This window comes from Staphylococcus sp. HMSC063A07 (assembly GCF_001836955.1).
Lineage (GTDB): Bacteria > Bacillota > Bacilli > Staphylococcales > Staphylococcaceae > Staphylococcus > Staphylococcus lugdunensis.
Genome location: NZ_KV830914.1, coordinates 161,469 through 181,034, shown reverse-complemented (window position 1 = coordinate 181,034; position 19,566 = coordinate 161,469). Strand labels below are relative to the sequence as shown.

Annotated in this window: 15 protein-coding genes, 1 tRNA gene and 1 other RNA gene; 4 read left to right on the top strand and 13 right to left on the bottom strand. The window is 35.8% G+C overall.

Translation table 11 applies throughout. The features are described 5' to 3' along the window. Nucleotides 1-431 precede the first annotated feature (431 nt). The 11 genes from recR to gltB all read right to left on the bottom strand — a co-directional run bounded on the left by recR (nt 432) and on the right by gltB (nt 14,775). Nucleotides 432-1,028 (bottom strand): recombination mediator RecR, encoded by a 597-nt coding sequence (gene recR / locus HMPREF2597_RS05005; RefSeq protein ID WP_002461175.1) that lies wholly within the window; start codon nt 1,026-1,028, stop codon nt 432-434. Nucleotides 1,029-1,034: 6 nt separating this feature from the next. Next, complete coding sequence (locus tag HMPREF2597_RS05000) at nt 1,035-1,352, bottom strand: YbaB/EbfC family nucleoid-associated protein (RefSeq protein WP_002479279.1); 318 nt, start codon at nt 1,350-1,352, stop codon at nt 1,035-1,037. Nucleotides 1,353-1,439: 87 nt separating this feature from the next. Next, nucleotides 1,440-3,170: a DNA polymerase III subunit gamma/tau gene (gene dnaX, locus HMPREF2597_RS04995; RefSeq protein ID WP_002461173.1), complete on the bottom strand. Its 1,731-nt coding sequence runs from the start codon at nt 3,168-3,170 to the stop codon at nt 1,440-1,442. Between the two features lie 65 nt (nt 3,171-3,235). Continuing rightward, on the bottom strand, nt 3,236-3,760 hold the full coding sequence (locus HMPREF2597_RS04990; RefSeq protein ID WP_002479278.1) for a GNAT family N-acetyltransferase: 525 nt from the start codon (nt 3,758-3,760) through the stop codon (nt 3,236-3,238). Between the two features lie 327 nt (nt 3,761-4,087). Beyond that, nucleotides 4,088-4,357, bottom strand: an RNA gene (gene ffs, locus HMPREF2597_RS04985) — signal recognition particle sRNA large type. A gap of 87 nt (nt 4,358-4,444) precedes the next feature. Then, nucleotides 4,445-5,173, bottom strand: coding sequence for a trehalose operon repressor (treR, locus tag HMPREF2597_RS04980; protein WP_002492155.1), 729 nt, complete (start codon nt 5,171-5,173; stop codon nt 4,445-4,447). A gap of 20 nt (nt 5,174-5,193) precedes the next feature. After that, the gene (gene treC, locus HMPREF2597_RS04975) at nt 5,194-6,831 is read right to left on the bottom strand and encodes an alpha,alpha-phosphotrehalase (RefSeq protein WP_002479277.1); all 1,638 of its coding nucleotides are present in this window, start codon (nt 6,829-6,831) and stop codon (nt 5,194-5,196) included. Nucleotides 6,832-6,907: 76 nt separating this feature from the next. After that, nucleotides 6,908-8,353: a PTS system trehalose-specific EIIBC component gene (gene treP, locus HMPREF2597_RS04970; protein ID WP_002479276.1), complete on the bottom strand. Its 1,446-nt coding sequence runs from the start codon at nt 8,351-8,353 to the stop codon at nt 6,908-6,910. Nucleotides 8,354-8,645: 292 nt separating this feature from the next. Further along, nucleotides 8,646-8,738 (bottom strand) — tRNA-Ser (locus HMPREF2597_RS04965). Nucleotides 8,739-8,785: 47 nt separating this feature from the next. Continuing rightward, complete coding sequence (locus HMPREF2597_RS04960) at nt 8,786-10,261, bottom strand: glutamate synthase subunit beta (RefSeq protein WP_002479275.1); 1,476 nt, start codon at nt 10,259-10,261, stop codon at nt 8,786-8,788. A 17-nt stretch (nt 10,262-10,278) separates the two neighbouring features. Further along, nucleotides 10,279-14,775, bottom strand: a complete 4,497-nt coding sequence (gltB, locus tag HMPREF2597_RS04955) for a glutamate synthase large subunit (protein ID WP_002479274.1) — start codon at nt 14,773-14,775, stop codon at nt 10,279-10,281. Between the two features lie 143 nt (nt 14,776-14,918). Here gltB and gltC point away from each other — a divergent pair, with 143 nt between their 5' ends. From gltC to HMPREF2597_RS04940, 3 genes are all read left to right on the top strand, one after another. Continuing rightward, on the top strand, nt 14,919-15,803 hold the full coding sequence (gltC, locus tag HMPREF2597_RS04950; protein ID WP_002479273.1) for a glutamate biosynthesis transcriptional regulator GltC: 885 nt from the start codon (nt 14,919-14,921) through the stop codon (nt 15,801-15,803). A 98-nt stretch (nt 15,804-15,901) separates the two neighbouring features. Next, nucleotides 15,902-17,014 carry a YibE/F family protein gene (locus tag HMPREF2597_RS04945; protein WP_173362273.1) on the top strand — a complete coding sequence of 371 codons (1,113 nt, stop codon included), beginning with the start codon at nt 15,902-15,904 and terminating at the stop codon, nt 17,012-17,014. Next, a complete protein-coding gene (locus HMPREF2597_RS04940; protein WP_002461163.1) occupies nt 17,011-17,793 on the top strand; it encodes a YibE/F family protein in 783 nt (260 codons plus the stop codon). The genes HMPREF2597_RS04945 and HMPREF2597_RS04940 overlap by 4 nt, the downstream gene beginning before the upstream one ends. 332 nt (nt 17,794-18,125) lie before the next feature. On the opposite strand, the gene HMPREF2597_RS04935 is transcribed toward HMPREF2597_RS04940, so the two are convergent. Then, nucleotides 18,126-18,512 (bottom strand): NUDIX hydrolase, encoded by a 387-nt coding sequence (locus HMPREF2597_RS04935; RefSeq protein ID WP_002479271.1) that lies wholly within the window; start codon nt 18,510-18,512, stop codon nt 18,126-18,128. 128 nt (nt 18,513-18,640) lie between these two features. Between HMPREF2597_RS04935 and HMPREF2597_RS04930 the strand changes: the two genes are divergently transcribed. Beyond that, nucleotides 18,641-18,910 carry a hypothetical protein gene (locus HMPREF2597_RS04930; RefSeq protein WP_002461160.1) on the top strand — a complete coding sequence of 90 codons (270 nt, stop codon included), beginning with the start codon at nt 18,641-18,643 and terminating at the stop codon, nt 18,908-18,910. 205 nt (nt 18,911-19,115) lie between these two features. Here HMPREF2597_RS04930 and HMPREF2597_RS04925 read toward each other — a convergent pair. Next, on the bottom strand, nt 19,116-19,566 hold a 451-nt coding region (locus HMPREF2597_RS04925), incomplete at its 5' end, for a CHAP domain-containing protein (protein ID WP_141760420.1).

Below are 19,566 nucleotides of genomic sequence, written 5' to 3'. Positions count from 1 at the left end.
TTCAGTTTTCAATGTTCATTTCTTACCGACGAGAATTAATTATACTAGCTATAGCCATAAAAGTCAACAACTATATATAATTAATTTTTATTTGAAATGCTAAGTTGATTTGCTCAACAAATAAATACTATACAAGATGAGTGTCTTTATCACAATAGTAAAAATTACACCTATTCATTTACATTTAAAATACGTCTCACCATAAAGCGAACAACATTTTGATTAGAGAGTAAATAGTTCGCCTATCCACTCGATTTTTGTATGAAAATTTATAAATATAGTCATAATACCGCATTTTTACAAACTTTAGTTTGTAGCAAATTTTTATGAAAAAATTAAAAAAAGCCAATTAACTCGCTCTAAAACATATAAGTTCTTAATCTATCAGAATTAATATATGTTAAGCGCGCCTTATTGGCTCAACTCATTTACTACATTTCAGTTCTTCCAGCGATTGCTTTTGAAAGTGTGACTTCATCTGCATACTCTAAATCTCCACCAACTGACAAACCTTGTGCAAGTCTTGTTACTTTAATGCCTATTGGTTTAACAAGTCTAGAAATATACATCGCTGTCGATTCACCTTCAAGATTTGGATTCATTGCTAATATAAGCTCTTTCACTTCTTCATCTTTTAATCTTTCTATTAATGAAGGGATGTTTATATCTTCAGGCCCAATACCATCCATTGGCGATATAGAACCATGTAAGACGTGATAAAGCCCTTTATACTCCCGCATTTTTTCCATAGCAATAACGTCTTTATCATCTTCGACTACACAAATCACTGTCCGATCCCTTTGCTTATCTTCACAAATATAGCAAGGGTCATTTTCTGTGATATGTCCACAAACACTGCAATAAGTTAACTCTCTTTTGACATCAACAAGTGCCTTCGCAAATTGAACTACGTCGTCTTCTTTCATATTTAGAGTATGAAAAGCCAGACGTTGAGCCGTCTTAGGACCAATGCCTGGTAATTTCATAAAACTGTCTATGAGTTTAGATATAGGTTCTGGATAATGCATGAGTTATCACATTCCAGGAATGTTTAGGCCTTGTGTATGTTTACCTAAGCGCTCTTGTGTTAGCTCATCAGCTTTGTTCATTGCTTCATTCGTAGCTGCTAAAACTAAATCTTGTAGCATTTCAATATCATCTGGATCAACAGCTTCTTCTTTAATTTCAACATCAACTACTTCTTTATGTCCAGTTACAGTCACAGCTACCATACCACCGCCAGCTGTACCTACAATACGCTCATCTTTAAGCTTTTCTTGTTCTTGAGCCATTTTCTTTTGCATTTTTTGCATTTGTTTCATCATTTGTTGCATATTTCCGCCACCGCGCATAATATCATTTCCTCCTTGAATAAACATCTATTTGTTCAAATTATACTTTTATTTCATTATACATACGAAAATAACTGTTGTCATGTCTTACTCTTCATCAACAAGATGCACGGTTTCATCTCCAAATAAGTCTCGCGCTTTTTGTGCGACATCAGTGGGTTGTGATTGTTCTCTCGTCTTAGTTTGCTGTGATGATTCATCCTGTGTTTCATGTTGCTCACCATTATGATTTTTGCGCTGTTGTATATATTCAGATCTGACTCTTAACCATTGATCAGATGGTACACCAACAACTTGGACGTTCTTATTGATAATCTCACAAACAACACTTTCTATATTATTTCTTTTTTCTACATCCTTATTGACTATTTCACAATGAATTTCTTCCTCAAATTTCACTAGTACATTTGTTTCACTTGCAGCCACTGGTTCGGAATTCTGTAGCAAGCTTACTAATGATTTTCTATCGTTATTTTTAGCATGGTCAATAACGTCATTCCAACGCCCTTTTAACAGTTTAATATCTTCTTTATTTGCATTATCTAATACTTTAGTAATCTTGCTCATTGAAAATGCATGTTTCACTTCTACATTACTTCTTGTTGCACGTTGAGCAGTTGGCTTTTGTGGTTTAGCAATAACACCTTGGGCTTTAAGTGTCTTAAGTTCATTTTCAAGTTGTTCCATTCTTTGTAACAAAGCATCATTTGTTGGTTGTGTTACCGCAGCTGGTGTAGCAACATTTTGGACATTTTCTGGACTGGTTTTCATCATTTCTGCAATTTTTACTAATAAAACTTCGAAATGTACGTTCTGATTGACACTAAAACGAATAGAAACAAGCGTATCATTAATAATATCAATCATATGGTACAACATTTCTAAATCAAAATCTGCTAATGCATCATATGTCATTGACTCGTCTGCTGTTTTACTCATGATGGTATCTCTGACAAAATAAATCATATCATTGATAAGGCGATTAACCTCTTTACCTTCAGAAATAAAATGATGGTAACGGGTGAACGCTTCACGCACATCGCCATTAACAATATCCTTAAATAAATCATTAAGTGCCGCTTCGTCTACACTTCCTGTTACGTCTAAAGCGTCTTTCAGTGTTAAGTGGTCATCTCCAAACGCAATGGCCTGATCCATAATACTTAATGCATCACGCATGCCACCTTCAGATGCTTTAGCTATAAATTCTAGGGCTGCAATATCATAATCGATTTGTTGTTCATCAGCCACAAAGCGCAACCGTTCTACGATTTGCTCACTATTAATGGCTTTAAAATCAAATCTTTGTGCCCTAGAAATGATTGTCGGAGGAATTTTGTGAGGTTCTGTTGTTGCTAATATAAAAATCGCATGTGCAGGTGGCTCTTCTAACGTTTTTAACAACGCATTAAATGCCCCTGTAGTTAACATGTGAACCTCATCTATAATATAAACTTTGAATTTCGATTCACTAGGTGCATACTTCACTTTATCTCTAATATTTCTTATTTCATCTACGCCATTATTACTTGCCGCATCAATTTCGATGACATCGGAGTTAGTGCCTGTCGTAATGCCCTTACATATCGCACATTCATTACAAGGCTCACCATCATTACTATTTAAGCAATTGATTGCTTTTGCAAACACTTTAGCAATACTTGTTTTTCCTGTACCTCTTGGGCCACTAAAAATATAGGCATGTGATTGCTTACCTTTTGATATCGCGTTTTTCAGCGTTTGCGTTACGTGTTCTTGTCCAACAACATCGGAAAAGCTTTGAGGTCTGAACATTCGATACAATGCCTGATAATTCACTTCTACACCTCCATAAACAATTACTCATTATTATATCATGGGTTCTCCATTTTATATCAATTCATTTATACTACATCTGCATCTTTTACTTTTCCATGCGGATAGTCTGTTAATTGATCCCATAAAAACTTCACTTGTAGCTGTTCTAACGTACTTTCGTCGGAATAAATATCGTAAATTTCTGCCTTTTCATAGCCCAACTGTTCAAAATAATCAGGCGCTCCAGATACAATGATCGTATTAAAATTTTCTGCTCTAGCACGTTCTTCAACAGCATTTACTAAAGCTTTGCCGATTCCTTGACCTCTTACTTCTGGATCTACGGATAATGATGCAAGTTCAAGTGCAGGATACTTCGCATCTTGCGCAACGATATTAATTTTACTTAACATAACATGTCCTACTACTACAGCTGCTTCATCTTTAGCAATTACTTCTAGTTCATATTGATAACTTGGCGACTGTCTTAACCTTGCTACTAGCGCTCTTTTTGCTTTACCTTTTTTCGGATTTTCTGTATAACTTTGTTCGATTTTTTCTAGCGTCTGAGTATAATCTACTTCAGTTAAGGTGCTTAAATATACTTGCATATATCCTCCTGAACATTGTATGCATAGACGCAAATACATGCACTTTCATTATATAGCACATAGTTAAAATGAAATGCATCAGCATAGCTTTAATTTATAACAGTTTAAATGTATCAAATTTTTGCTATATTCGCTATTTTAATCAAAAGGGCAGTAGTAAAATCATATTTCATCACAAAGATTTTGTAACTTTGCTTCTGGAAATGCATTGTGCCAGTCCTCTCTGTTGAGGCTCCGAAAATGTAATTAGAGGCTGAGTTATTAAATATATCTCAGCCTCCTCGTATTGTATTTATTTATAGTAAAGTTTTGATTGTATATAAAAAGCCGCACACCTCTGAATCGAACACAATTCATAAACGTTACCGAAGTCGACAGCTAAATCTCGGCTACCCTACGGCACATATGAGGATCCACTTAATGCTGCTTCCGTCAGGACCTGACATGATTCATGGGTTCATATTGCATAGGACCGAAATCTTCAAACACTACGTGCTTCGGGCAGACTTCACAAAATTGTGCCCTCAACAAAGGAATTAAGTCTCGCATAAAGCGGATTTCGAGTATAGGGAACCGCTACCTCCCCACCTAGCACGGCAAGAATTATATTACTATAAATAAGCATTGATATGCAAGTGTAATGTCTATCATTTAGAATAGATGCGTAATCAATAAATCACATTTTTAATAGTTGTGATAACGTCGTGAAAATTCTTTAAAAGTGAAATCTGTAGCAATATGCTTTGAAATATTATATTGAAAAGCTGTCGTATCTTTAAGATAAATAATACTTCTAACTGTTGCCGAATATGGTGGCTCAACATTTCCAAATATACTTAACTCATAATCATTAAATGCTTCGAAGGTAATCGCTTTACATGAATAACTAATTTGTAAGTTGAGTTGTTGCTCAATATAATTATATATCGAATCCTCTACAACTTCTCGACTCAAACTTGGTACTTGGGATGCCAAAAAGAAATCTTCATCTAATATTTTAACTTTCCCATCAATACTTCGAGTACGTACAATGTGTAGAAGTCTTTCATAGTTTCTCAACCCTAATTTTTCTTTAACAACTGGGAATTCATGTGCATAACATGTTTCATTGAGAAGCATTTCCGTATGGTGGGTGAGCCCTAATTGTTCCTTTATTTCTTTAAAACTAATTAAATCCGAAAATGGGAATTCCGTTACGCCTCGATATATAACAACAGAGCCCTTACCTCTTATTTTCTGAATCATACCATCAGCTACTAATAAATCTAAAGCTTTTCTCACTGTTTCACGTGAAGCTTTATTTATATTCATTAACTCATGTTCCGATGGTAATTGACTCCCTTTAGTATAACTTCCATTCAAAATGGCTGTTTTTAATTGGTTATAAATTTTTGTGAATTTCTTAATTGTCACTTGGTTCACCAATTCCTTATCTATAATTCTTGCTCAACCACCAACGCTCCATATCCAGTTATTTGTCGGTTTGATATTTCCCCGTTTCTAATAATTGTTTTTCCTTTAATGTTTAAATCTTCTGGTAATCGTACTGGTTGCTGTGAAAAGTTAGCGACAACTAACCATGAAGTTGCTTGATAATTACGTCGATATATAAACAACTTGTCATGTGCCATATATAGCGCTTCTATATTTCCGTAAGTCACAATATCATATTGGTGTCGAATGTCAATCAATTGTCGATATGTTTGTAAAATAGATTGCTTATCTTGCATCGCTTGTTGAACATTTACTTGTTCATAATTTTGTGCTAAATCAATCCAAGGCTTACCTGTAGTGAAACCTCCATAAGCTTCATTATTCCATTGCATAGGTGTGCGTGAATTATCTCGAGACTTTTGTCCTAAAATCGTAAGCGCCTCTGCATCACTTTCACCCTGTGCAGTTAATTTTTCATACGCATTATGAGATTCAATATCGCGATATTGTTCTATAGTAGTAAAATGTGGATTGGTCATACCGATTTCTTCACCTTGATAGATGTACGGTGTCCCTTGAAGCATATGCAACACAATTGCTAACATTTTAGCACTGGCTTGGCGATTTTCTTCAGTCGAATCATCTCCAAAACGTGACACGACACGTGGTTGATCGTGATTACACCAGAATATCGCGTTCCAACCCCCACCTTGATAAATGCCTATTTGCCATTCCATCAAAATTTCCTTCAACTTGAGAAAGTTTAACTTAGCATTTGACCACTTTTCACCATTAAGATAATCAACTTTGAGGTGATGGAAATGAAATACGCTGTTAAGTTCTTGACGCTCTGGTTGAGTATATTTAATGCAATGTTCAATCGTTGTTGATGACATCTCACCAACTGTCATCATTCCTTTATCGCCGAAAGTATTGCGGTTTAACTCATGTAAATACTGATGAACACGTGGTCCATCCGTATAAAATTCTTTTCCAATTTTTGATGAATCTTTAAATTCACCTTTAGATATAAGATTAATAACATCAAAACGGAAGCCATCTACCCCAAATTTAATCCAGTAATTAACAATATCATATAACGCTTGACGTACCTTTTCATTTCCCCAATTCAAATCAGCTTGTGTTACATCGAAAAGGTGAAGATAATACGCATCAGTCTTCTCATCATATTGCCATGCATTTCCACCAAACTTTGATTCCCAATTCGTCGGTGGCCCATCTGGAGATGTTTTAAAAAAATAAAAATCACGATACGGGTTGTCTTTTGAACTGATTGCTTGTTTAAACCATTCATGTTCTGTAGAAGTATGATTAATGACAATATCTAACATAACTTTTAGATTACGGTCATGTGCTTCAGAAATCAATGTTTGAAAGTCTTCTATGGTGCCAAATCGTTCATTGATTTTAAAATAATTACTAATATCATAACCATTATCATTCATAGGTGATTCATAAATCGGGGTTAACCAAATATAATCAACACCTAAATATTGTATATAGTCCAGTTTGTCAATGATACCTTGTAAATCTCCTTCACCATTCCCAGTTGTATCGTTAAAAGATTTCGGATAAATTTGATAAACTACAGATTTTCTCCAGTCATTGTTTGCCATGTCCTGCTCCTTTTTATATGTTATTCGTATAGAAAACGCATCTCGGTTATAATGATTAATCTATACGTCGTTCAAATTATTTTTCTGCTTCTGGAGGTGTTACAATTTTTTTCGTTTTTTCATGACTAAATTTTGCTAAAAATACCGTTAATATTGCTGGAATCACTAATGCTGCAATAGTTATAGGAAGATATACCGGCCACCAAAATTGATGTTGAATAGAAATAAATGCAGGAAATCCGCCTACACCTACATTACCTAGCACTCGATTCGCCCCCACAAATGCACCTAGTATCGCTGATGTTGATATCGCTGCTACAAATGGATATTTTAGAGGTAAGTTCACCCCAAACATTGCTGGCTCTGTTACCCCAAGAATGCCTGAAATACTTGAAGTTAATGCTAATCCCTCTTCTTTAACCATTTTGCGTCGTTTATACACATACCAAGCTCCAAATGCTGCTGAACCTTGACACATGTTTGAAATAGCAACAATTGGCCATAGATAAGTGCCTCCCAATTTACTGCCCATCAATTGAAAGTCAACTGCTAAGAACATATGATGTAACCCTGTAATAACAAGCGGGCCATAAAGTAATCCATATAAGAAGCCTCCTAGCCATCCAGCATGTTCAAATACAAATTGTATTGCACCTGTAATACCAGTACCAATGACTAATGCAATTGGACCTATAATGACAAATGCTAAAAAGCCGGTAACTAAAAGCGCAATAGGCCCTACCACCAACATCTTAATGGAATCATGAACTACCTTATTTAATGCTTTTTCAATTTGTGCCAATACATATGCTGCAAACAACACTGGCAAGACTTGTCCTTGATAATTTAATTGTTTAATTTCTAAACCAAATAAATGCCATGTAGGAATATGTCCCTTGCCAATATCATATTGAGAGACCAGTTGTGGATGCATTAATATGAGTCCAAGTACTAATCCTAAGATAGGACTTCCCCCAAATACACGCATACTACTCCACCCAATAAGTGCAGGTAAGAAAATAAAAGCCGTACTAGCAATCACATTAACGATATTAGAAATATCTCCTAATTGCTGATATTGTTCGACTAATGGCTTAGGCCCAAAAAGCCCTTTCATCGTTAATAAGTTGTTAATTCCCATCAATAAACCCGCTGTAACTAATGCAGGTAAAATTGGAATAAAAATATCTCCTAATAACTTAATCAGCCGTTGTAAAGGGTTCCCTTTTTTTGCAGCTACTTGCTTAGCTTCATCTTTGGAAGCCTCTTCAACACCCGTTTCATCTATAAAGTGCTTATATACTTCCTCTACTGTTCCTGGTCCAATAACAATTTGATACTGATGATTTGCTTTAAATTGCCCTTTGACCAATGGATTGTCACTTAACATGTCTTTATTTACTTTATTATCATCTTTAAGCACGATTCTTAATCGAGTCACACAATGCGTTGCTGCATCAATATTTTCTTTACCACCAATTGCTTGTACAATGTGCTGCACATCTTTTCTATTTACAGTCAAGTTAGCCACTTCCTTTTTATCTTTGCTTCAGTATAACTTGTCTAGACAAGTTATGTAAAGGCTTTCATTATTGAAGTGGTTTGTTTTTAAAATAATCTCTTAGGATACTATAACTCAAATTATTTAACGATGTTGATTTTCCTTTTCAGTAATTCATTAGTAAATGGTTTAGTTCACACTTCTTTTTTGACTTATTCAATATTTTAACTATTCACTTAACACGTAAAAAAGCAAGCCCTTATTAACTAAGCGCTTGCATTAAATATCTATTAGTCTTGGATTTTAAATATAATGGCGGAGGAAGAGGGATTCGAACCCCCGCGGGCCGTTAAGCCCCTGTCGGTTTTCAAGACCGATCCCTTCAGCCGGACTTGGGTATTCCTCCAATGAACACAATAAACATCTTATTATAGCGTTCATTAAAAGTCAATATTATTTTATATGTTGTGCCATGTTTTTTTGAGTTAAATAATGATGGACTGCTTTAGCAACTCCACGTCCTTCTCTAATAGCCCACACAACCAAACTTTGTCCGCGTCGCGCATCTCCAGCAGCAAAGATATGCGGATGATTTGTTTGATAATTTATGTCATCGGCTACTATTTTATTGCGTTCTGTAGCAATATGAAATGCATGTGGCACTGTATTTTCTGTACCAACAAATCCAATGGATAGCAACACTAAGTCTGCTGGCCAGTGACGTTCTGTACCATCAACGATTGACATACCATTTTCTGTTTGCTCTAAAACTTGTGTAAAGACACCTCTAACATATCCTAAATGGTCTACATCATAGCGCATAGTTTGAACACCATAAGCACGTGGTTCTTTACCAAAGCGTGCTTCATATTCTTTATGGGCATAATCCATTTTGAATACTGGCATCGCAAGTGGCCATGCTGTATTGTAATCAACGGTCATCTTTTCTGGCAACCGTGTATATTTATTGAACTGAACCACAGACTTACAGTTTTCACGTAAAGCCGTAGCTACGCAGTCTGCTCCTGTATCACCTGCGCCAATAACAATAACATTTTTATTTTTTGCCGTAATAGTTGGCTGATTTATTTCACCATTTAACACCTGCATTTGTTCAGTTAGATAGTCCATAGCAAAATGAATTCCAAATCCCATCCGTCCTTCTAATGGTAAATCTCTAGCCTGTTGGGAACCTGTACATAGAATAATAGCATCAAACGTATCTTCTAACGTTGTTTTGCTGATATCTACCCCCACCTCAACATCAGTCTTAAAGCATATACCTGCTTCTTCCATTAATGCAATACGGCGGCGAACTACATTCTTGTCCAATTTCATATTAGGAATACCATACATCAGCAAACCACCAGGCTCGTGGGCCTTTTCAAATACTGTAACCTGATATCCTTGATAGTTTAATTCCTCAGCAGCAGTTAAACCAGCCGGTCCACTACCAACTATAGCCACCGATTGATTTCTAGAGGTACGAGGGTATTTAGGTGAAACCCAACCATGCTCATAAGCTTCATCAATAATAGTGCGCTCAATTCCTTTTATAGCAACTGATTCTCTATTGATTTTCATAACACATGAGTTTTCACATGGTGCTGGACAGACTCGGCCAGTAAATTCCGGAAAATTATTTGTTTCTTTTAGACGCTCATAAGCACTTTTAAAGTCTTGATGATACACTAAATCGTTCCATTCAGGAATGTAATTACCAATAGGGCAGCCTATCGTTTCTTTGCCATAAGGTAGCCCCGTCTGACAAAAAGGTGTGCCACAATCCATACATCGAGCACCTTGAATCCTTGCTTCCTCTTTAGTAAAACGTTGTTGAAATGGCTGATGATTTAACAGTCGATCTGCTAATGATAATTCCGTCAGCGATTGTTTGTCATACATCATAAAACCCTTATATTCCCCCATGACCATCGCTCCTTCCATCAATACACTAACGTCGGTTGCAATGCTTTATCTATCGACGTGCTATCATCATTAAAAGCCGCCAATAATGCATCAGCATCACTGCTATACTGACGTCGTTTTATCTCGATTTTTTGCATCATTAATTCATAATCTTTTGGTATCACTTTAACTGCACGTGACTCTATTTGGTCAAACTGTTTAAGCACATCACGTGCTTTCGTACTATTTGTATAGGCGATGTGTGCCTCTAGCATTTGACGGATTAATGCTTGTTCTTCTTGATGTACAACTTGTTTAAATGCCAAAGTCTCTAGTGCATGTGTAGCTTTGAATGCTTCAACATCACTCGGGAAGACATAACATACACCACCACTCATACCTTGACCAAAGTTTTTACCTACGTCTCCTAGTATGAGCACGTGTCCTCCTGTCATATACTCTAGGCCATGATCTCCGATTCCTTCTACAACAACATTCACACCGCTATTACGAATACAAAATCGTTCGCCAGCACGACCATTAATATACGCCTCTCCGGCGGTAGCACCATAAAAACAAACATTTCCTACAATAATATCTTTTTCTCTTTCAGGTTTTGGTGCTTTAATACAAATTTTGCCACCTGACAACCCTTTACCAACATAGTCATTTGCATCACCAGTATGTTGTATTGTTAATCCTTGTGGCGCAAATGCTGCTATACTTTGCCCAGCATGACCAGATGTTTTTACTATAATGGTATCTTCTGGCAAGCCATCCGGACCATAGTATTCTGTTATCGTACTACCCGTAATAACACCAACATCACGTTGTTCATTATGAATAACATATGTCCCCTCAAAGTGTTGGCCTTCTTTAATTGCGATTTGTGCATCGTAGTACAAACTACTTAAATCAAAACCTTGTTCTAAATGATGTTGTTGCATCATCTGTTGATAATTCACACCAGCTATTGGTTCAAGTAGTGGCGACAAATCTAAGGTTGCCGCTTTAGATCTTGGCGGTATATCCGTTGCACGCTCAAGCAAGTCTGTACGACCAATCAAATCTTCTACGCGTTTTAAACCTAGAGAAGCTAAAATTTCCCGCATTTCTTCTGCGATAAAATACATAAAATTCACGACATGTTCTGCTTTGCCATTAAATAATGCACGCAAATCCTTATTTTGAGTAGCAATACCCACGGGACAAGTATCTTTATGACACACCCGCATCATGACACATCCCAACACAACAAGTGGTGCCGTAGCAAAACCAAACTCTTCAGCACCTAATGCGCAAGCAAGTGCAACATCTCTACCTGTAAGTAATTTACCGTCCGTTTCAATTTTGACACGACTACGTAAATCATTAAGCTTTAACGTTTGATGTGTTTCTGCTAACCCAATCTCCCAAGGTAATCCTGCATGTTGTATACTCGTTTTTGGTGAAGCACCTGTACCACCATCATAGCCACTGATTACGATCTTATCGGCAAAAGCTTTTGCGACGCCAGAAGCAATCGTACCAACGCCTGATTTCGATACTAATTTTACCGCCACATCCGCATTTCTATTTGCATTTTTTAAATCATGAATCAATTGTGCTAAATCCTCAATCGAATAAATATCATGATGCGGTGGTGGTGAAATAAGTCCAATCCCAGGTGTTGCACCTCTCACCTTGGCAATCCAAGGATATACTTTACTGCCTGGTAATTGTCCTCCTTCACCTGGTTTAGCACCTTGAGCAACTTTAATCTGTAACTCTTTTGCATGTTGTAAGTATTCACTTGTTACGCCAAAACGACCGGATGCTACTTGCTTTATGGCACTAGATATATTACTGCCATCTGCTTGCTGTTTATAGCGGTAAGCATGTTCTCCACCCTCACCACTGTTGCTTTTTCCACCTAACTGATTCATAGCTTTGGCTAAAGTCTCATGTGCTTCTGCCGAAATTGAACCATAACTCATTGCGCCTGTATTAAAACGTCTTACAATCTCTTCTGCTGATTCCACCTCTTCAATTGAGATTGGGTGCTGTTGTTTAAACGTTAGTAAGTCTCTGATATGGTCAAACCGTTTGCTATGAACTGCAGCAGTAAATTCTTTGAATTGTTGGTAGTCATTTTCGCGACATGCGTGTTGTAACTTGAAAATAGTCAATGGATTAAATACATGGTGCTGTCCTTGTTGTCTCCATTGAAATACACTTCCTGAAGGTAAATAATCTAAGTGTCGTTGTTGCTGTGCTTTATTTTCTGCTTCTATTTGTGCTATGGATAACCCTGATAGCTTAGACGGCGTGCCTGGGAAATAGCGTTCAATAACTTCATGAGACAAACCAATTGCTTCAAAAATTTGAGCACCGTGATAACTTTGTACCGTTGAAATACCCATTTTAGCCATGACTTTTATGACGCCTTCAGATAAAATTTGAGTATATGTTTCGACATTATTTGAAACTTTACCTGTTAGCTTTTTCTGTACTGTCAACTGTTCAATGGTTGCTTGCGCAAGATATGGTACTACCGCATTCGCTCCGTAGCCTAATAAGCACGCAACATGATGAACTTCTCTTGTTTCTCCGCTATAAGCCACGATACTTGTATTCATGCGTAAATTTTCTTTAATGAGTAGCTGATGAATATAGCTGGTTGCAAGTAATATAGGCAAGGCATATGCTGTTTTCTGGCTCAACAAACTATCATCTAATACGAGAATTTCAGCGCCATCTTTAACTGCTTCAATGGCCTGTTGACCAAGCAATTCAAGTGCATCTGCAAGCACATTTGTATATAAGGTAGATAATCGTACTGTCTTGAACTCACTCGATTCAATATATTCAAGCTGACTAGGTGTCAATACAGGTCTTTGTAATTGAATTCGCTTTAGCGCTTCCGGCGTCGGATGTAATATATTCCCCTCTGCACCTAGGTAAGACAGTTCACTTGTTACTATTTTCTCACGATAAGCATCAATGGGTGGATTAGTAACTTGTGCAAATAATTGCTTAAAGTAATTGAATAAACTTTGTGGTTGTTCATTTAATACAGCTATTGGCACATCATAACCCATGGCACCAATTGGATCTTTCTTGCCAGTCACAAGTTCACTCATATATTTATTAATATCTTCTTTGGTATAGCCAAATTGTTGTTGTAACTTAAATATTGTTGTTTCAGATAAACACGATGATTGATAACCTATTTGTTCCAAGTGTAAATCAATTTTATGCTTTGCAAGCCACGCTTTATAAGGATATTGTGTTGCTATTCGTGATTTCAGCTCATTATTTTCAATTACTTGCTGTGTCTCAAAATCCACAAGCAATAATTTACCTGGATTTAACTGCCCTTTATAAGCGACATTCGCTTCTGGAATATCAACCACACCAACTTCAGAAGAAAAAACAATATAATTATCCTTTGTAATCGTATAACGTCCAGGTCTCAAACCATTACGATCTGTTAAAGCGCCTATTTTGTCGCCGTTACAAAACGATATCATTGTTGGTCCGTCCCAAGGTTCCATCAAGTAGCTATAAAATTCATAAAATGCACGCACCGTTGCATCATTTGCTTTGTTATGTTGCCATGGTTCTGGTATAAGGAGCATCGCTGCTTGTTCAGGTTCCATAGCAAGTGTTAAAAATTCTAACGCATTGTCAACAATAGCAGAATCACTACCATCTTCATCTACAATCTGGCAAATCTTATGTGCATCATTCGGAAATAATGTTTGGATCAGTTGTCGTTGACGCGCCCGCATCCAGTTCACATTCCCTTGAATGGTGTTAATTTCTCCATTATGCATTAGCATACGGTTAGGATGTGCCCGTTTCCAACTTGGGAATGTATTCGTGCTAAAACGAGAATGTACCAATCCAAATTTAGACTGATAATCTGAATGTTGTAAATCCAAATATAACCCCTTAATCTGATCAGATCTCAACCATCCTTTATAAACAATTGTTTTATGAGATAAGCTAGTAAAATAAAGTTCTAACCCCTGTTGTTCAGCTTCGTGTTCAATTTGTTTTCTTGCCAAATATAACTTTTTCTCGATATCTTGATGATTAGTAATGTCGACAAAGATTTGATAGACATATGGCATAGTCTTAGCTACATGCTGTGCTAATACCTCTTTATTTACAGGTACTTCACGATATCCTAGCACCTTTAGTCCTTCACTACGAAATAACAAATCTATCATTTTCTGATATCGTGTATTTACTATGACCTTTTGAGAAAAGAATAATCCTACCGCGTATTCCCCTTCACACGGAAGTTCAAAATCAACATGTTTATTAAAATAATCAAATGGTATTTCGGTCATTATTCCTGCGCCATCGCCTGTAATACCATCTGCGCCCACGCCACCGCGATGATCTAAACGACGTAACATTTCTAATGATTTGTCAACGATGTCATGCGAGCGTTTATTATCCATATTGGCATAAAAACCAATACCACAAGCATCATGTTCTTCTCGATAATCATATAATCCTCTTTTTATTGTTAAATCACACATGATGCATACCCCATTTTCAAGAATTTTCTGAATATTTATGTTAATATGCTTCACTATAATGTAAAATATTTATCTGTACAATATACGAATTCGATAATACCTTTCTAATTTTTAGAACAATGATAGTTAATGGAGGAATAGGCATGGAAATCAAACAATTAAAATATTTTTTAGAGGTAGCTAAAAGAGAACATCTTTCTGATGCTGCATTAGAACTAGATATCGCCCAGTCGGCAATTAGTCGGCAGATTCAACAATTAGAAGATGAGTTGCAAGTCAAACTATTTAAGCGTCAAGGTCGTAACATTCGTTTAACCACAGCAGGTAAAGACTTTGTTATTCATGCCACTAAATTATTAAATCAAGTAGATGAAACTTTGACATTATTCCGTCAACAAGAATCCAATAATCTTTATTCTATTAATCTAGGATATGAACAAGGCTATGTTGCTGAACGTATATTACCATTAATACAAACATTTGAACGTCAGTATGATAGTAAAATTATTCCTCAACAAGTTTCTCAAGATTCCACGAAGCAGATATTAGTGGATGCGTTGGATGTTGCGATTACTGAGCTTACTCCAACGCTACAACAAAACAACGATTTAAATGTAACTTTATTATATGAAGAAACATACCATTTATATTTACCTAAAGAAGAACCGTTAGCTCTGGCGATGAACCCACACTTAGCTCAATTTGAAGGCGCAACGATTTTTACATTAACGCCACTGTCCACAACAATGATAGCTTTAATTGAACAATTAACTAAAGCTACACTACACGTCGTCACACATCCGGCGCTAGCTCAATATTTACTTGCACAACATCGTGGTTTTATATTAGCACCTGATTATCAACGCTTAACTGTCAGTTCACTTGATTATAAAGATATTTCACTTAATCACACGCCTTTAAAACGCTCTATCTGCATCGTAGTGCGCAAAGAAAATAATAAGCCTGATGTGCAACAATTAACATCACTGATACAAACTTTATTTAATCGTGTTTCAACATATCATTAATCGTTCACGCCACTTTATAAAGCTGCTAATATTTGAAATGCTAAAGCTTAGGGCGTATAATCACTCTATCTTTAAAGTGAAAGGACCGTCTTAACATGATGCAATATAAAAACATATTGACTTCAAGATTTTTTTGGCTAATTTGCAGTTTAGCAGTCCTTATATTAGCAGTGTTTATTTTTACATTTTTCAACGATCGACTCTACCACACGCCTATTGCCAAGATTACAAATGTCGAACAAGTTCATCAGCAAAAAATAACTGATGAACACCATAATACAGATACAAAGTACAAACAACGTCTAACATTAGAAATATTAAATGGTAAGTTTCAGCATCAAACAACAACCATTAACCATACATATGTAGCATCTCAAGCAGATACAGAAGCCTTTTCTAAAAATAACAAAGTACTTTTACATATAACAGATTCATTAAAAAGCGCAACTATTATCGAAAAAAAACGTGATTCCCTAGTCGTTGCAATTTCTGGAGTATTCATACTCGCCGTACTCATTGTTGGTAAGAAAGTCGGTTTACAATCGATTCTATCACTAGCCTTCAATACTTGTGCCGTCTTATTGGCTATTCAACTTCATAACCAGCATCCTTCATTAAGTCTCTTTGGACTTATGACAATTGCTGTTACCTTAGCGACAATCATCACGCTACTACTAGTCACCGGATTAAAGCTGAGGTCATGGATAACGATTGCCAGTACTTTACTCGGCACTCTATTAAGCATTGGCATTACTGCATTGGTCATTCGTTTAACCGATGGTGCAGGTATAAAATATGAAACGATGAGTTTTCTCACATTACCACCTAAAGAAGTATTTTTAGCTTCCGTCTTAATTGGGTCTCTCGGTGCAGTTATGGATGTTGCTATCACTTTATCTAGTGGTATGTATGAAATTTATCAACGTACACCTGACATAAGTTTACAGCGCCTTGCAGTAGCCGGACGACGTATCGGTCAAGATATCATGGGAACCATGACGAATATACTATTATTTTCATATTTGTCTGGAAGTCTACCAATGCTACTTATATATCTAAAAAATGACAATACATTTACTTACACGATTTCAATGAATTGGTCGTTAGAAATTACTCGAGCGATTTCTGGCGGGATTGGCATTGTCTTAACGATACCTATTACTATTACTTTAATGAGCCTTTTTATTAAATTGCGAGGTGAGCCATCATGAGTGCAATTACATTATTAGGATTTATCTTATTTTTATTAATGATTGTTTTTGGCGGGACTAAGGGGCTTATTTCATTTTTAACCTTATTCTTAAATTTTATCATTTTATTGATAAGTATCGTTTGTATTATGTTGGGTATACCGATATACGTGGTACTCGTCATTTTCTGTATCGTAGTTGCTTCATGCAATTTATTCATTTTAAATAGTTATAATATTAAAACTAAAGCCGCCTTTCTAGGCACAATGATAACCATCATGATACTTATTCTAGGTATTTATTTATCTGTTCGACTCGGTCATTTACAAGGTTTTACTACTGAACAACAGGATGAAACTTATATATTTTCCATGAACATTGGTATCGATATGGTGCAATTTATGGTGTTTACCATTGTGTTAGCAGTTATTGCAGCTGTTATTGATTTAGCAATCACCATCAGTTCACCAATGTACGAATTACACGAAGCAAATCCAAAATTATCTCAAACAGATTTATTCAAATCCGGCATGACGGTTGGACGAGAAATATTAGCTACTTCTGCAAACACAATTTATTTGGCTTATTTTGGTGGTCAATTAACATTATTCTTTTGGTTTTTTAAACTGAATTATTCATTTGAACACATTATCAATTCAAAAATCTTTACTCAAGAATTTATTTCCATCTTGCTAGGTGGTATCGCCATTGCAATAAGTATCCCTATCACTGCATGGATTACTGCCTTTTTCATTAAACATAAAAAATTATCCGCCACTCATTCTCAAACAATTGAATAACAATCAGGCAGGTTCACGTATGACGCACGTTGTAACCTGCCTTATATTTTTCATTTAAACATTGAATTTGATTTCCTACTCCTTAGCATTATGGCATTCGTTGCTCTAGCTTAAGTATTTTCCCGGGAAATATACGATGAGTCTGGGACATCATTACCTTCTAGGTTATGAATTAAATATTGGCAGTAGTTGACAGGATTGAAAAAAGCTTGGTATCAGTGTATTTTCAATCCTGTCAACCTTGCGGGAGCGAGACTACAGATTCATAATGAATGCTGTCTCGTTTCCTATTTCCTTAATTCTATAACCTTGTTCAACACATTTTGAAAGAATCATTTTGAAGATATTTGCGCAATCCATGTTTGGACTGCTGGCGCTATTAAATGTGTATCTGTTTTATCAACCCATTTAATATCTGTAATTTCGTTATCGATTTGAATTTGTTCCCAATCTATATCTGTCGTCACACGATAACCATTGAGCTCCGTCTGCATATTTTTTTGCGGATATGCTTGCCCTACCACTGTCCCAATATATTCAAATTGAGTTTGAGGAATATCAAGCTTTAATTCTTCATTCACTTCTCTCTGGATAGCATCTAACATCGATTCATGAGCTTCTATTTTCCCACCTGGAAAATAATATTTTTCTCTATGTCTGACCTGTACGAGCAAGATTTTATCTTCTGTTTCTTCTACTAAGCATACACAACGAATCACTTTGACCATTCCTTTGGGATTAATTTGATTATTACATGTAACTATGTGCTTTCAAACATAATAAATGTTTCGTTATTACAATTTCGTTTATAATATAACCATATCATATTCATCGGAGGGTATGTTTCATGGCAAAAAAATCAAAATTAACACATGTATCCAATTTAATTAGTTTAGCCGGCTTTTTAGTAGATGGATACAATGGGATTAAGCATGACGCAAAAGAAAAGAATTTAGTTTATTTATCATTAGGTTTAAGCACTGCTGGTACTTTATTAGATTTCTATGTATCTTTAAAATCTCCTAAAAAAATCCGTAAACTTGCTGCACTATTTCTATTTATAATCAATGTCACACGCTTAGCTACAAGTTATCGTAAAATTAAAGAAGATTTCTAATTTCGTATTGTTATTTTATAGTGTTAGTCAATAACATTATTGCAGACATTCTTCTTATTTTATATCTACAACTCACAAATAAACAATTAGAACCGCAATTTGCTGTATTTAACAAATTACGGTTCTATTTTTTGCAAGCCTTAAGTAAGGTTGCCAAGATTTTAGTATATTTTAATCTCTCATCTTATTGATACAGCATCATTCATTAATGAATATATCTATATGAAGATACTTGATAAGAAGGTATTGTGCGATATGTCATAATTCCTGGTGATGCACTGTAGTTCATTTCTGAAACTAAGATACTACCATCACTGTTAACACGTTCTACAAACGCAACATGACCATAATATCCTATATCTGTTTGTGCAATTGAGCCTACTGTTGGCGTATAGTTAATTGTGTATCCATCCGCTGCAGCTGCGTTATCCCAATTATTAGCATTCCACCAATATGTGCTGATACCTTTACCAATAGCTGCACGACGATTAAATACATGCCATGTACATTGACCCCATGTATATAAGTTACTGTGGCTAAAAATTGGTGTTCTATAGCTATTAGAATTTGAAGTTCTTGTTGAAGAACCTGAAGCTGTGCCAGTCACTTTTAATTTTTGACCTGGGTAAATAAAGAAATTATTTAAACCATTTAAT